The sequence below is a fragment of the Pseudomonas sp. FSL R10-2189 genome (assembly GCF_009600325.1).
Taxonomy (GTDB): domain Bacteria; phylum Pseudomonadota; class Gammaproteobacteria; order Pseudomonadales; family Pseudomonadaceae; genus Aquipseudomonas; species Aquipseudomonas helleri.
Map to the genome: position 1 here is coordinate 64116 of NZ_WIVZ01000020.1, position 15284 is coordinate 79399.

Consider the following 15284-nt stretch of genomic DNA (forward strand, 5'->3'; position numbering starts at 1 on the left):
TGCCGCCCGATCAATCGCCCGAGTGCGCGCGCAGGCGCGCAATGAACCGCTCCGCCGACACCGGCATATCCACGCTGACGGGCCGAAGCAAGTAGGTCGTGATGACTGCGGAATCCATGGCCAGGGGGCGGATCACCACATCGGGGCGCTGGCTCGCCGCGACCCTGGTTGCCCTGATGAAGCCGACTCCGTAGCCCGCACCGACCAGGGTGAGCATCATGTCCAGCGAAGACACATGCTCGGCGACGTCAGGCTGACGCTCCAGCGGCCGCAGGAGCCGCGCCAGTTCACGGTAGTAGCCTTCGTATACCTGTGGATCGCATAAGACCAGTGGGTAGCTCGCGAGCTTGTGCAGCGGAACAGTCTTATGTGAAAGCAAGGGGTGCCGGGCGGGCACCGCAACCACCAGCGAGTCGTGCCAGAGTGGCTCGGTCAGGATGTCATCGCCGACCTCCGCCGTGTGCGCAAACCCGATCGAGAAGTCGCCCGAGCGCAACCCACGCAACTGCTCGGCCAGCGGCACTTCGGACAGGCGAATCTCGATCTCCGGCTCTTCCTCGCGGCAACGGGCCAGGAGAGCCGACAGCCGTGGATCGATGGCGCCGTCGGACACGGCAATGCGAAGGTTTCCACTCAGGCCTGCGGCAACCGCCTGGACGTTCTCCTGAGCCTGCTTGAGGACGGTGAACACCCTGCGCACGTCTTGCAGGAACGTTGCTCCCGCTTCGGTCAGTACCGTACCTCGACGGTTGCGTTCGAAGAGCAGCACGCTCAGATCGTCCTCAAGCTCTTTGATGGCACGGGACAGGGGTGGCTGTTCGATATGCAGGCGCTCGGCGGCCCGTGTGAAGTGCAGCTCCTCTGCGAGAGCCACAAAGCAGCGAAGGTGTCGCAGTTCCATAGGCCGTACTCCTGTTTCCTTTCAAGGATCTATTCGCGCCAGTTTTCGTCCGCAATGGCCTACTGGATGCATGCTATTGCACGCCGCTTCTGGTGCGCTCCGCTGGGCTGATCGCCTACTCGTCCACGTCAAATCGCTCATTTGCGCCTCAAAAAATGGTTATCATAATGCGGCATACTAACAAGCTGAATTTGATTTATAGACGTCTTTTTACACGGGCCATATACTTCCGGCAGAAGTCTGCATAAGCATTCGTCAACCCGAACGAGCTACCCAGGATGTCCCAGCAACAGCTTACCGATCTAACCCAGCCACAGCGTGACCGGCTCGCGTTCGTGGAGTTGCGCCTGCGCTTCATTGGGGAGATGCGCCGCCAGGACCTGGTTGCGCGCTTTGCTATCCAGTCCGCTGCTGCGTCCAGGGACCTGGCGCTGTACAAGGAACTCGCCCCCGGCAACATCGACTACGACGGCAAAGGCAAGTTCTACGTCCTCGGTCCGAGCTTCCAGCCGATCTTCGATTTCCCGCCCGAGCGAGTGTTGTCGTGGCTGACACAGGGGTTTGGCGACGGTGAGCCGATGCACATCAAGGCCTGGGTGGCCAGCGAGAGCCCGTCCCGGCTCACCCACCCTGACCTGGACATCCTGGCGAGCGTGACCCGTGCCATCCACTATGAATGCCCGATGGGGATCGAGTACCACTCCATCTCCAGTGGCCGCACCGTGCGGGAGATCGTCCCGTTCGCGTTGATTGACAACGGCCTGCGCTGGCACGTCCGTGCCTTCGACCGCAAATCGCAGGAATTCCGGGATTTCGTCATTACCCGGATCAAGCGTCCTGTGGTGCGCAAGGGGCAGCCCGTGGCGCCCCACGAGATGAGCGATCAGGACATTCAATGGACACGGATCGTCGAGCTGGAGCTGGTTCCTCACCCGGATCAGCCCCGGCCAGAAATCACTGAAATGGACTACGGCATGCGAGGCGGCGTGCTGCACATGAAGCTGCGCGCCGCCACCGCTGGCTACATCCTGCGCAAATGGAGTGTGGACTGCTCCCCCGACCATAGCCTGCGCGGCCCTGAGTACCGGCTTTGGTTGAAGGACCACCTCGCCATCTACGGCGTGCGCAATGCAGTGCTGGCGCCGGGGTATGCATCGCCGAGTGCAGAAACGTCGATTGCTGACTGAACGGAAACGACCATGAAGCTGATCCAAAACACCGGAACACAGCGCGTCATCGACTTGATGCAGCCCCACCTCAAGCACGGCAACCGACTCGACTGTGTAACGCCTTCGTTCTCTCTCTACGCCTTTGCAGAAATCCGGGAGGCGTTGTCCGCTCTGGATCGAGTCCAATTGATCGTGCCTCCCGATAACGAGGCACTTGCGCTCCTGGGCTCGGCAGGCGACCGCGCTTCACGCAATCGTCTGCAGGCACGTTGGCTGGCCAATCAGTGCGCGAAATGGATCAATGAGAAAGTGGCGCTTCGGCGAGCATCAGGATCGGTGCCGCAGGGGGCCGCCGTCATGCGCGGTCCGGACGGGGCCCCTGCACAAGTGGTCCTGGGCTCGTTCGCCTTCAGTACGTCTGGCCTTGGCCTGACGCCGGGCAACCCGCTGAACCTGATCCAGGCATCAGAAACGGCCGATGAAGCTGCGCAACTCGCCCAATGGTTCGATCAACAGTGGTCAGGCCTGCAGGGTGCTGCTGCCACCGACTCCAAGGACTACAGCAACGAGAGCGAATCCGTTCTTGAAGCACTGCAGGCCCTGGGCGAGCACCGTGACCCCTTCACCATCTACACCTTGATGCTGCACCGCCTGTTTCAGGACAGCGGTGACGAGATGGACGAGGAGCGCATCGTCAAGTCCGCCACCGGCATCCGCAATACCGTGGTGTGGAAAAAGCTCTTCAAGTTCCAGCGCGACGGTGTGGTGGGTGCCATCGACAAGCTGAACCGCTTTGGCGGCTGCATCATCGCCGACAGCGTGGGTCTGGGCAAAACCTTCGAAGCCCTGGCCATCATCAAGTATCACGAACTGCGCAACGACCGCGTGCTGGTGTTGGCGCCCAAGCGCCTGCGCGACAACTGGACGCTCTACAAGGCCAACGACAAGCGCAACGTCCTGGCGGCAGACCGCTTCAACTACGACGTGCTCAACCACACCGACCTGTCGCGCGATGGCGGGGTGTCTGGTGACATCGACCTGTCACATGTGAACTGGGGCAACTACGACCTGGTGGTGATCGACGAGTCGCACAACTTCCGCAACAAGGCCACGCACAAGGGCAAGGAATCGCGCTACGACCGCCTGATGCGACGCATCATCCGCGAAGGCGTCAAGACCCGCGTGCTCATGCTTTCGGCCACGCCGGTCAACAATCGCCTGGCTGACCTGCGCAACCAGATCGCCTTTGTCACCGAGGGGGATGACACTGCCCTGATGGAGCACGGCATCGCCAGTATCGAGGCCACGACCCGCAAGGCGCAGGCGCAATTCAATCGCTGGCTGGCGTTGGACGAAGCTGAAAAGACCCCCACCCGGTTGGTTGAAATGCTGGGGTTTGACTACTTCACCCTGTTGGATCATCTCACCATTGCCCGCTCCAGGCGGCATGTGGAGAAGTACTACGGCACCAGCGAGACCGGCCGCTTCCCCGACCGACTGCCGCCCATCAACATCAAGGCCGACGTGGACCTTGCGGGCGAATTCCGTGCCATCCGCGACATCAATCAGGAAATCCGCCGACTCACGCTCGCCAGCTACGCGCCGCTGCGCTATGTGCTGCCCCACAAGCAGGCCGCCTACGACGCCAAGTACAGCACCCAGGTGCGTGGCGGCGAAAGTTTCTTCCGCCAGGCGGACCGTGAGGAAAGCCTGATCCACCTGCTGCGCGTGAACGTGCTCAAACGCATGGAAAGCTGCGTTTCGTCCTTCACCCTGACCGTACAGCGCCAACTCAAGGATGTAGAGAACACCCTGACACGCATCGAATCCCATGCCGAAGCGCTGGAGGAAATCGACATTGCCGACGTCGATATCGACGACCCGGCATTCGAGACCTTGTTGGTCGGGCGCAAGGTCAAGGTGCTGCTGGGCGATGTGGATCTGATTCGCTGGAAGCAGGACCTGCTGGAAGACCGCAACCGCCTGGCGACCCTGCTGGCGGCAGCGCGCCAAGTGGATGCCGCTCGCGATGCCAAGCTGGCAGCCTTGCGCGACATGATTGCCCGCAAATGCGCCCAGCCCATCAACAGCCACGATGGCAAAGCCAACCGCAAGATCATCGTGTTCACCGCCTTCTCGGACACGGCGCACTACCTCTACGCCCAGCTCGCCCCCTGGGCCAGGGATACGCTGGGCATGCATGCGGCGGTCGTCACCGGCAGCGCCGGCATCCAGGTCACGTTGCCGGGCCTGCGCAAAAGCATGGGCGATGTGCTTTCGGCCTTCGCGCCGCGCGCCAAGGAGCGCCCGCAAGACATGGCGGGTGAAGGCGAGATCGACTTGCTGATCGCCACCGATTGCATCTCCGAAGGGCAGAATCTGCAAGACTGCGACTGGCTGATCAACTACGACATTCACTGGAACCCGGTGCGCATCATCCAGCGCTTCGGGCGTATCGATCGCATCGGCTCGCCCAACCAGCGCATCCAGTTGGTGAACTTCTGGCCCAACATGGAGCTGGAGGAATACATCAACCTGGAACAGCGCGTCAGCGGCCGCATGGTGCTGCTCGATGTCTCGGCCACCGGCGAAGAGAACCTGATCGAGCAGCAGTCCGGCAACGCCATGAACGACCTGGAGTACCGGCGCAAGCAACTGCTCAAGTTGCAGGACACGGTGATCGACATGGAAGACCTGTCAACCGGCGTGGCGATCACCGACCTCACCCTGACCGACTTTCGCATCGACCTGGCGCAGTACCTCAAAAGCCACCCCGGCAAGCTCGACACCCAGCCGCTGGGCGCTTATGCGGTCACCACCACGCTGGATGCCGACATTCCCCCAGGCGTCATCTTCTGCCTGCAAGCCTGCGGCCCGACGGTAAAAGCCGCCGCATCGTCCGACTACCCGCTGGCGCCGCACTACCTGGTGCATGTCGGCGATGACGGCACCGTGTTGCTGCCGTACCCGCAGGCCAAGCGCATCCTGGATCGCCTCAAGCGCCTGGCGCTGGGGCGCGAACGGCCCGATGACAGTGCCTGTGCGCGCTTCGACAAGGCAAGCAAAGGCGGCGAAGACATGCGCCACGCCCAGAAGCTGCTCGCTGCGGCGGTGGCGTCCGTCGCCGGCAAGCACGAGGAGCGGGCCGTGGCCAGCCTGTTCACGCCCGGCGGCACACACGCCATGAAAGGCGAGTTCGCCGGCAGCGGCGACTTTGAGGTGGTGGCATTTCTTGTCGTGCTGCCCGATGAGCAGAGTATTTGATAACAAGGACCCGCATGAGCTTTCGCACCGCCGAACCCGCATTGAAAGATGTCCTCGATGGCATTGCATCGGGGCAAATCCAGCTTCCTGACTTCCAACGCGGTTGGGTGTGGGATGACAACCATATTCGGTCGTTGATCGCAAGCCTCTCGCTCTCCTACCCGATTGGCGCGGTCATGTTTCTGGAAGCAGGCGGTGTGCCGTTCAAACCGCGCCTGTTTGCCGGCGTCAACCTGCAGCCGGCGCCTGCTCCAAAAACCCTCGTACTTGATGGTCAGCAACGCTTGACCTCCATGTACCTGGCGCTGCGCAGCGGCCAGCCAGTGCCGACACGCACGGAGAAAGGCGCGAATATTCGTCGACTGTATTTCCTTGACATGACCCAATGTCTGGATGAATCGGCAGACCGGGAAGACGCCGTTCTCTCGGTGCCAGAGACGCTGCAAGTCACGTCGGATTTCGGCCGAAAGGTCGATCTGGATGTCAGTACATCTGATTTGCAGTACAGCCAGCGGCTCTTCCCCGTGGCATTGTTGTTCGACATCCAAGGTTTCATGGCCTGGGAAAGCGGTTTCAGCGCGCACCATCAGTTCGCAGCGCAAGCCATGCAGTTCATGCAGCGGTTTCGTAACGAAATCTGGCTGCGCTTCCAGCAATTCAAGGTGCCCGCCATCGAACTGACCCAGGACACGCCGCGCGAAGCCGTGTGCCAAGTCTTCGAGAAGGTCAATACCGGTGGCGTGACGCTCACCGTCTTCGAGCTAATGACGGCAACCTTCGCGGCCGATGAATTCAACCTGCGCGATGACTGGGAAGCTCGGCAGGAGCGACTGACGGCCAAGCACGACGTGCTCACGGCGGTGGACGGCACCAGCTTTCTCACCGCAGTGACCCTGTTGGCCAGCTACCGTCGACACAAAACGCATGGCACATCCGTCAGTTGCAAGCGTGCCGACGTGCTGAAGCTGCCGCTGGCGGACTTCAAGGCGCTGGAATCTGATTTGGAGAAAGGCTTCAAGCGGGCAGCCGAGTTGCTGGCGGAGGAAAAAATCTTCGACGACCGAAGCCTGCCTTATGCCACGCAACTCATTCCGTTGTCGGCCATCTGCGCTCATTTGGCAGACCGCACCACGCAACATGGCGTCAAACAAAAGCTGCTGCGCTGGTACTGGAGCGGTGTTCTGGGTGAACTGTACGGTGGCGCCAACGAAACCCGTTTTGGCATGGACATCCAGGATGTGGTCGCCTGGGTCGAAAGCGGCAGCGAACCGCGCACGGTGCGCGACGCCAACTTCGCGCCGACGCGCCTGCTGTCCCTGCAAAGCCGCCTCGCAGCCGCCTACAAGGGGCTGGCCGCCTTGCTCATGAAACACGGTGGTCGGGATTTCGTCAGCGGTACGCCGATTGACCTCAACACCTACTTCAACAACGCCATCGACATCCACCATGTGTTCCCCCGCGCCTGGTGCGAAAAGCAGAAGTTGCCCAAGGAGAAATGGAACAGCGTGGTCAACAAGGCCCCTCTGGCCGCTGGCACCAACCGTTTCATCAGCGGCGATGCGCCCAGCATGTACCTCGTCCGCATCCAGAAAGCCAAGCAGGTGGCCCCCGATAGCCTGGACGAGTTTCTGCTCTCCCACGTGATTCCGGTGACCGCGCTGCGCTCTGACGACTTCGATGCATTTGTCCGCCAACGCGCCGCCGCACTGTTGAAGCTGATCGAACAGGCCATGGGCAAAACCATCGCCGGGCGCGACAGCGAAGAAACGGTCAAGGCATTTGGGGCGGCACTCTCGTCATGAACAGGTCGGATGTCGTCAGTGCCCTGAATCTCCCGGAAAGCGCACGGGTGGACCAGCGCGTGCCCAAAAAGCTGTTGCTGGAGAACGGTGCGCCCACGGCGTCCGACAAGCGCTTGATCACCGATGCCATTGAAGACATCCAGTGGCTGGCCGCCCTCAAGCCCAACACCATCGGCGTGCCCGAGTACCGCGATACGCAGCGCGAGTACCTGGAAATCGCGGTGCTGGCGGTCACCTTGCGCGGTGCCATCAAGCCCACCAGTCTTTCACGCCTGGTCGAATTGGTGCATCGGGCCGTGCCTTACCCGGTGCTGTTACTGCTGGTTGATGAGCCAACGCTGATCCTCTCACTGGCGCATAAGCGCTGGGCGCAGAACGAGGCAGAAAAAATCGTGCTCGACGGCGATCTGGTGTCGGCCTCTTTATCCCGCACGGCCAGTGGCACAACCGAGGCTGATACGAAGGCACGTCCCGAAGCCGAACATGCCTTCGTGCAATCCCTCGCAATTGCGCGTCAGCCCCAGGCCTCGCTTCATGCCCTTTATCAAGGCTGGATCGAATGCGTGCAGTCCCTGCACGCAGCGCGACGCACAGGAAGCTATCAAGCCGCCGCAACGCCGGAACAGGCTGCGGCACGCCGGCAGGCATTGGCCGATTGCCAGCGGCTGGAAGGTGAAATAAGCCGCCTGCGCACCCAAGCCGCCAAGGAAAAACAACTGGCGCGCCAGGTGGAAATGAACCTGGCGCTCAAGCGCATCCAGGCCGAACTGGCCGCTGCACAACAACAGCTTTGAAGATTGAACGAATGACGGAGAAGACCATGGAAAAACTCACGGCAGCCAGCCCGCAAGCCCAGTCCACCGACCTGGTGGCGGGCAATATCGAACAGCTCAAGGCGCTGTTTCCGGAACTGCTCACGGAAGGCAAAGACGGAGTGGCCGTGAATGTGGATGTGCTGAAAGCCTTGGTGGGCGATGCCAGCGTCACCGATGCCGATGAGAAATACGGCCTCAACTGGCATGGCAAGCGTCGCGCCCGCCAACTGGCGCTGACGCCCAGCACCGGCACCTTGCGCCCCTGCCCGGAAGACAGCGTGGACTGGGAGACCACCCAGAACCTGATGATCGAGGGCGATAACCTTGAAGTGCTCAAGCTGCTGCAAAAGAGCTATGCCGGCAAGGTCAAGCTGATCTACATCGACCCGCCCTACAACACCGGCAAGGATTTCGTTTACCCGGACAACTTTCAGGACAACATCAAGAACTATTTGGAGCTGACCGGGCAGGTGGAAGGCGGACAGAAGATCAGCAGTAATACCGAAGCCAGTGGGCGGTTTCATACCGACTGGCTGAATATGATGTATCCGCGACTTAGGCTGGCAAAAAATCTTCTTCTTGATAGTGGATTAATAATTATTTCCATTGACTCTTCTGAGGCCACTAACTTGCGGCTAATTATGGACGAAGTTTTTGGTCAAGAGAACTTCATCGGCTTACTGCCGACTATCATGAATCTGAAAGGTAATAACGATGCCTTCGCTTTCGCGGATACTCATGAATTTACAGTTGTTTATGCTCGGAATAAGGAAAAATGTGTGGTTTTTCAACTTCCAGTGTCAGAGGAATCGCTAGATGATTGGCTGGAAGATGAGCGTGGCCTCTACAAGCGCGCTGACACCTTAAGGCGGACAGGGCAGGATGCGTCTAGGGAGCGCCGTCCTAACGGCTGGTTTCCAGTCTTTATTGACGAAAAAGGTGAAGTCTACGCGACGCTTGATGATGAGCCTCGCTCAGGTTCAGATTTAACTCTATGGCCAGTTTCAGAGGCAGGCGAAGAGCTCTCTTGGACGTGGAGTAAAAAGAAAATAAACGATGAAAACTTTAACTTGATTGTTGTTGAAGGTAGGTCGGGAAAGAATATCTACAAAAAACAACGAGCCACTCTCGGCGACCTCCCAACCAGCAAGCCAAAATCGATTCTCTACAAGCCTGAGTACAGCAGTAGCAATGGAACGGCTGAGATTTCATCGTTGCTGGGAAGCAATGTGTTCGATAGCCCTCCAAAACCTCGTTCATTAATTCGTGACTTTGTAACAATTGGCGCATCTCCTCAAGACATCATTCTTGATTTTTTTGCTGGAACTGGAACAACTGGTCATGCAGTAATGGCACAGAATTTCTTAGATGAAGGAAACCGTAGATTTATTCTTGTTCAACTCCCCCAGTCTCTCGATCCGGAGGATAAGGGGCAGAAAAATGCAGCCGAATTCTGTGACCAGATTGCCAAGCCTCGTTCTATCGCAGAACTCACTAAAGAGCGCTTACGCCGCGCAGGCACCAAGATTAAGGCTGAAAGCTCTGGCTGGCAGGGCGACACCGGCTTCCGCGTCTTCAAACTCGACACCTCCAATATCCGCGCCTGGAACCCCAAGCCGGACGATCTGGAAGCCTCGCTGTTCGACCATCAGGATCACCTGCTCGAAGGTCGCAGCGAAGCCGATGTGCTCTACGAGCTGCTGCTCAAGCTGGGCCTGGACCTGTGCGTGCCTATCGAGCAACGCAGCATCCACGGCAAGGCGGTGCACGCCGTGGGCGGTGGTGTGTTGCTGGCCTGCCTGGCGCAAAACATCAGCGCCGCCGAGGTCGAAGCCCTGGCCGAGGGCATTGCCGCTTGGCACCAGCAACTGGCCCCCGCTGGCGACACCACCTGCGTGTTCCGCGACAGCGCCTTTGAAGGCGACGTGGCCAAGACCAATATGGCGGCGATTCTGCAGCAGCACGGCATCGCCACCGTGCGCAGTCTGTGAGGCCCGCCATGCAGCCCTATGTGCCTGATGCATTACCCCTAACCGAACTGGATTACCGCCTGCTGTTACCTTTGGTGGGGCAAGCCAACGCTGCCCTGGCCCGTTATGACGGTTTGTTGCAGGGCATCCCCAATCCGGCGGTGATGCTCTCGCCGTTGACCACGCAGGAAGCGGTGCTGTCGTCCAAAATCGAAGGCACCCAGGCGACGGTGGACGAGGTGCTGGAGCAGGAGGCGGGCTTGCTCAAGGAAGGCGAGAAGTACAAGGACATCCAGGAGATTTCCAATTACCGCCACGCCTTGTTCAAGGCGCGGGAGTATCTGGAGGTGTACCCGATCCGCCTTGGTTTTGTGCGCGAGCTGCACCGCATTCTGATGAACAGCGTGCGCGGCCAGGACAAGACGCCCGGCGAATTTCGCCTCGATCAGAACTGGATCGGTCGCCAGGGCTGCAGCATGGAGCAGGCAACGTTCGTGCCGCCCAACCCGTTACAGCTGCCTGACTATCTGCAAGCATGGGAGCTGTATCTGGATGGCGATGACGTGGACTTTTTGCTGCAGGTGGCGGTGGTTCATGCGCAGTTCGAGTTGCTGCACCCGTTCAAGGACGGTAATGGCCGTATTGGCCGCATCCTGATCCCGCTGTTTCTCTACCAGAAGCGGGCGCTGTCGCAGCCGATGTTCTACCTGTCCGAGTATCTGGAAAACCACCGGGACGAGTATTACCAACGGCTCAAGGCGATCTCCACCGAGCGCGATTGGAATGGCTGGATTGCCTTCTTCCTGCGCGCCATCATTGAACAGGCCAGCCAGAACATTCGCCGGGTGGAAGCCATCAAGACGCTCTACGACGAGATGAAGACGGCCATTCAGGAAACCACCCGTTCTCAATACTCGGTGCACTTGCTGGACGCCATTTTCAGCAAGCCCATTTTCCGCACCTCGGATCTGGCGCAGCAGCTGGCGGCGGACTATGGCATTCACGACAAGACCGCCCCCGCGTTGCTGCGGCAGTTGCGCGATGCCGGCATTTTGCGCGAGCTGCAGCCCGGCAGCGGCCGCCGTGCCGCCACCCTGTGCTTTCCCCGCCTGATCAACCTTGCCGAAGGCCGGGAGGTTCTATGACGGGCTTGTGTAGCGGCTGGACTCCACAAAGATGCTTGTGGAGTCTGATTGTATTTTTGCGCTCCGCAAACGTGTTTGTGTCGTTTGCGGACTCCACAACGACCAGGATGGCCCATGAAGCTGCATTTTGAACCCGATCTCGACTACCAGCTTCAGGCCATCGAGGCGGTCTGCGACCTGTTCCGCGGCCAGGAGCAGTGCCGCACCGAATTCACGGTGACCATGAGGCTCCCCGACGAGGCGCAGATGTCGCTGGATGTGGCGCAGTCTGACCTTGGCATGGGCAACCGCTTGACCCTGCTGGACGATGAACTGCTCAAGAACCTGTCCGACATCCAGTTGCGCGGTGGCCTGCCGCCCTCCGGCGCGCTGAGCTCGGGCGATTTCACGGTGGAGATGGAAACCGGCACCGGCAAGACCTATGTGTACCTGCGCACGATTTTCGAGCTGAACAAGCGCTACGGCTTCAGCAAGTTCGTGATCGTGGTGCCGTCAGTGGCGATCAAGGAAGGCGTTTACAAGACTCTGCAAATCACCGAGGAGCACTTCAAGGGGCTCTACGCGGGCGTGCCCTTCGATTTCTTCCTGTACGACTCGGCCAAGCCGGGGCCGGTGCGCAACTTTGCCACCAGTTCCAACATCCAGATCATGGTGGTGACGGTGGGCGCCATCAACAAGAAGGATGTGAACAACCTCTACAAGGAGAGCGAGAAGACCGGTGGCGAGAAGCCCATTGACCTGATCAAGGCGACCCGGCCGATCATCATCGTGGATGAACCGCAAAGCGTGGACGGCGGCCTGGAAGGCCGTGGCAAGGAAGCGCTGGATGCGATGAACCCGCTGTGCACACTGCGCTATTCCGCCACCCACGTGGACAAGCACCACATGGTGTACCGCCTGGATGCGGTGGATGCCTACGAGCGCAAGCTGGTCAAGCAGATCGAAGTGGCGTCGGCCACGGTAGAGGACGCGCACAACAAGCCTTTCGTGCGCCTGGTGAAGGTGGAAAACAAGCGCGGCCGCATCAGCGCCAAGGTCGAGCTGGATAAACAGACCGGCACCGGCGTGCAGCGGGTGGAGGTGACGGTCAGCGATGGCGACGACCTCCAGCAGAGCGCCGATGGCCGCGCGATCTACGCCGATTTTCGGGTGGGCGAGATCAACACGGCCAAGGGCGAAGCATTCATGGAGCTGCGCTACCCCGGTGGCGAGGTGTTTTTGCAACCTGGCCAAGCCCACGGTGATGTGGATGCGCTGGCCGTGCAACGCGAGATGATCCGCCGCACGATCAAGGAACACCTGGACAAGGAGAAGCACCTGCGCCCGCTGGGGATCAAGGTGCTCAGCCTGTTCTTCATCGACGCGGTGGACAAATACCGCCAATACGACGCAGACGGCCAGCCGGTCAAGGGCGTGTATGCACAGATATTCGAGGAGGAATATCGCCGTGCCGCCAAGTTGCCGGCATACCAGAGCTTGTTTGCCGAGATCGACCTGGCATTTGCCGCCGAGGAAGTGCACAACGGCTATTTCTCCATCGACAAAAAAGGCGGTTGGACTGACACCTTTGATAACAATGCGGGCAACCGGGAGAATGCCGAGCGCGCCTACAACCTGATCATGAAGGAGAAGGAAAAGCTGCTGTCCTTCGGCACGCCGCTGAAGTTCATCTTCTCCCACTCCGCGCTCAAGGAAGGCTGGGACAACCCCAACGTGTTCCAGATTTGCACCTTGCGTGACATTCAGACCGAGCGCGAGCGCCGCCAGACCATTGGCCGTGGCCTGCGTCTGTGCGTCAATCAGGATGGTGAGCGGGTACGCGGCTTCGAGGTCAACACCCTGACTGTGGTGGCCACGGAAAACTACGAACAGTTTGCCGAGAACCTGCAAAAGGAAATCGAGAAAGACACCGGCATCCGCTTCGGCATCGTGGAGCAACACCAGTTTGCCGCCATTGCCGTGACCGACGCTGACGGGCATGCCGCGCCGCTGGGTATTGAGCAATCGAAAGCGTTGTGGGAACACCTGAAGGCCGCCGGTCATATCGATGCCAAGGGCAAGGTGCAAGATTCACTGAAAAAGGCGCTGAAGAACGGCACCTTGGCACTGCCTGCCGAGTTTGAGGCACAGAAAGGCCAGATTGCCGAAGTGCTGCGCAAGGTATCAGGCCGTCTGGACATCAAGAATGCCGACGAGCGCAGACAGGTTCCGCTGCGCAAGGGTAACGATGGCAAAGCCATTTATCTGAGCGACGAGTTCAAGGCGCTATGGGATCGCATCAAGCACCGCACCACTTACCGCGTGCAGTTCGACAACGCCAAGCTGGTGACGGATTGCATCGCTGCGTTGCAGAAAGCCCCGGTGATCGCCAAGGCACGGCTGCAATGGCGCAAGGCCGACATCTCTATCGGCAAGGCGGGTGTCGCCGCGACAGAGAAAGCGGGCGCGGCGACCGTGGTGCTGGACGAGGCGGACATCGAGCTGCCGGATTTGCTGACCGACCTGCAGGACCGCACCCAGCTCACCCGTCGCACCATCGTCAGCATCCTGACGGGAAGCGGCCGCCTTCATGATTTCAAGCGCAACCCGCAACAGTTCATCGAATTGACCGCCGAAACCATCAACCGCTGCAAGCGCCTGGCTCTGGTCGATGGCATCAAGTACCAGAAATTGGGCGACCAGCATGTCTATGCGCAGGAGCTGTTCGAGAAGGAAGAACTCACCGGCTATCTCAAGAACATGCTGCAAGATACCCGCAAGTCGATCTACGAGCACGTGGTGTACGACTCGACCACTGAGCGGGACTTCGCCGATGGGCTGGAGAAAAACGAAGCCATCAAGCTCTACGCCAAGCTGCCAGGCTGGTTCAAAGTGCCCACGCCGCTGGGTACCTACAACCCCGACTGGGCCGTGTTGGTGGAAGAAGACGGCACCCAGCACCTGTACTTTGTGGTGGAAACCAAAAGCAGCCTGTTCACCGACGACCTGCGCGACAAGGAAAGCGCCAAGATCGAATGCGGCAAGGCGCATTTCACGGCGCTGGGGGTTGGTGAGAACCCAGCCCGGTATGTGGTGGCGCGCTCGGTTGACGATCTTTTGACCGAGGCGGTAAAGGGGTAGGTCCTGCCGTCGTTACGGCGAGACAAGTTTTCGTCATGACTACGTGCGAACCCGTAATTTTGGATAAAGGAGTTTTTTATATGAGCAATATCCCATTCGATCCGTCGAAATTCACGGCACCGAAAGCGAAGCCTCTACCCGTCGTGCTTCTTCTCGATGTCAGCGGCAGCATGAGCGGAGAGAAGATCCGCAATGTGAATGATGCCGTTCGCGATATGTTGGATACGTTCAGCGACACCGAGAACGGTGAAACTGAAATCCATGTGGCGATCATCACTTTTGGCTCTCAGGTAGTGCTGCATCAGCCGCTTGCCAGCGCCAGCGATATTCATTGGCAGGATCTTTCTGCTGGCGGCATGACCCCGCTTGGGACGGCATTGCAAATGGCCAAAGCGATGATCGAAGACAAAGATGTCGTTCCTTCGCGTGCGTATCGTCCGACGGTCGTATTGGTTTCTGATGGTGGGCCGAATGATGCGTGGGAAAAGCCTCTAAACGCATTCATTAGCGACGGACGCTCTGCAAAATGTGACCGTTTGGCAATGGCGATAGGCGCTGATGCTGACGAGGCAGTACTTGGGAAATATATCGAAGGCACCTCTAATCGCCTCTTCTACGCAGAGAATGCCAAGCAGCTACGTGACTTCTTCAAGTTTGTCACCATGTCGGTGACCATTCGCACGAAGTCACAGACGCCAAATAATGTGCCTGAAGCGAGCGCCATTGACATCCAGCCCGCCACAATCGAAGCACGTCAGGATAAACAGAACTCTGTGACACAAAGTTCTTCGACAGAAGATGGAGGGTATTGGTAATGGCGCAAGCAATTGGCGACCCAGAAGAGCTAGAGCGCTTCGCCTATTCGTTACAACAGTTTGTTGATTCGCTCAACGATGCTGTAGGCAACCTTAACGGTGCCTTTGCTTCACTCGGAGACACCTGGCAAGACGAAAAGCGGGCGCGATTTGAGGAGGATTACAACGCGCTCGTTCAGCAGTTGCAGCACTTCAACGACAATGCGTCCGAGCAGGTTCCATATCTGGCAGCGCTCGCGTCGCGCCTGCGAGATTATTTGCAAAGCTAAGGGCAGCGAAGTCG

Annotated in this window: 10 protein-coding genes; 9 read left to right on the forward strand and 1 reads right to left on the reverse strand. The window is 59.3% G+C overall.

The features are described 5' to 3' along the window. Nucleotides 1-10: 10 nt before the first annotated feature. Nucleotides 11-901 carry a LysR family transcriptional regulator gene (locus tag GHO32_RS15605; protein ID WP_023124781.1) on the reverse strand — a complete coding sequence of 297 codons (891 nt, stop codon included), beginning with the start codon at nt 899-901 and terminating at the stop codon, nt 11-13. A gap of 278 nt (nt 902-1179) precedes the next feature. Here GHO32_RS15605 and GHO32_RS15610 point away from each other — a divergent pair, with 278 nt between their 5' ends. From GHO32_RS15610 to GHO32_RS15650, 9 genes are all read left to right on the forward strand, one after another. Further along, on the forward strand, nt 1180-2088 hold the full coding sequence (locus GHO32_RS15610; protein WP_023124780.1) for a WYL domain-containing protein: 909 nt from the start codon (nt 1180-1182) through the stop codon (nt 2086-2088). A gap of 12 nt (nt 2089-2100) precedes the next feature. Further along, nucleotides 2101-5334, forward strand: coding sequence for a helicase-related protein (locus GHO32_RS15615; RefSeq protein ID WP_153442874.1), 3234 nt, complete (start codon nt 2101-2103; stop codon nt 5332-5334). 14 nt (nt 5335-5348) lie between these two features. Then, entirely contained in the window at nt 5349-7136 is a 1788-nt protein-coding gene (locus tag GHO32_RS15620; RefSeq protein WP_153442876.1) for a DUF262 domain-containing protein, read from the forward strand. Continuing rightward, nucleotides 7133-7930, forward strand: a complete 798-nt coding sequence (locus GHO32_RS15625) for a DUF4391 domain-containing protein (protein ID WP_153442878.1) — start codon at nt 7133-7135, stop codon at nt 7928-7930. The genes GHO32_RS15620 and GHO32_RS15625 overlap by 4 nt, the downstream gene beginning before the upstream one ends. Before the next feature lie 26 nt (nt 7931-7956). Further along, a complete protein-coding gene (locus GHO32_RS15630) occupies nt 7957-9942 on the forward strand; it encodes a site-specific DNA-methyltransferase (RefSeq protein ID WP_153442881.1) in 1986 nt (661 codons plus the stop codon). 8 nt (nt 9943-9950) lie between these two features. Next, entirely contained in the window at nt 9951-11066 is a 1116-nt protein-coding gene (locus GHO32_RS15635) for a Fic family protein (RefSeq protein WP_153442884.1), read from the forward strand. Between the two features lie 114 nt (nt 11067-11180). Next, entirely contained in the window at nt 11181-14186 is a 3006-nt protein-coding gene (locus GHO32_RS15640) for a type III restriction-modification system endonuclease (protein WP_153442886.1), read from the forward strand. 80 nt (nt 14187-14266) lie between these two features. Further along, a complete protein-coding gene (locus GHO32_RS15645) occupies nt 14267-15001 on the forward strand; it encodes a VWA domain-containing protein (RefSeq protein ID WP_153442888.1) in 735 nt (244 codons plus the stop codon). Next, nucleotides 15001-15270: a WXG100 family type VII secretion target gene (locus GHO32_RS15650; RefSeq protein WP_026383941.1), complete on the forward strand. Its 270-nt coding sequence runs from the start codon at nt 15001-15003 to the stop codon at nt 15268-15270. The genes GHO32_RS15645 and GHO32_RS15650 overlap by 1 nt, the downstream gene beginning before the upstream one ends. The last annotated feature ends 14 nt before the right edge of the window (nt 15271-15284 follow it).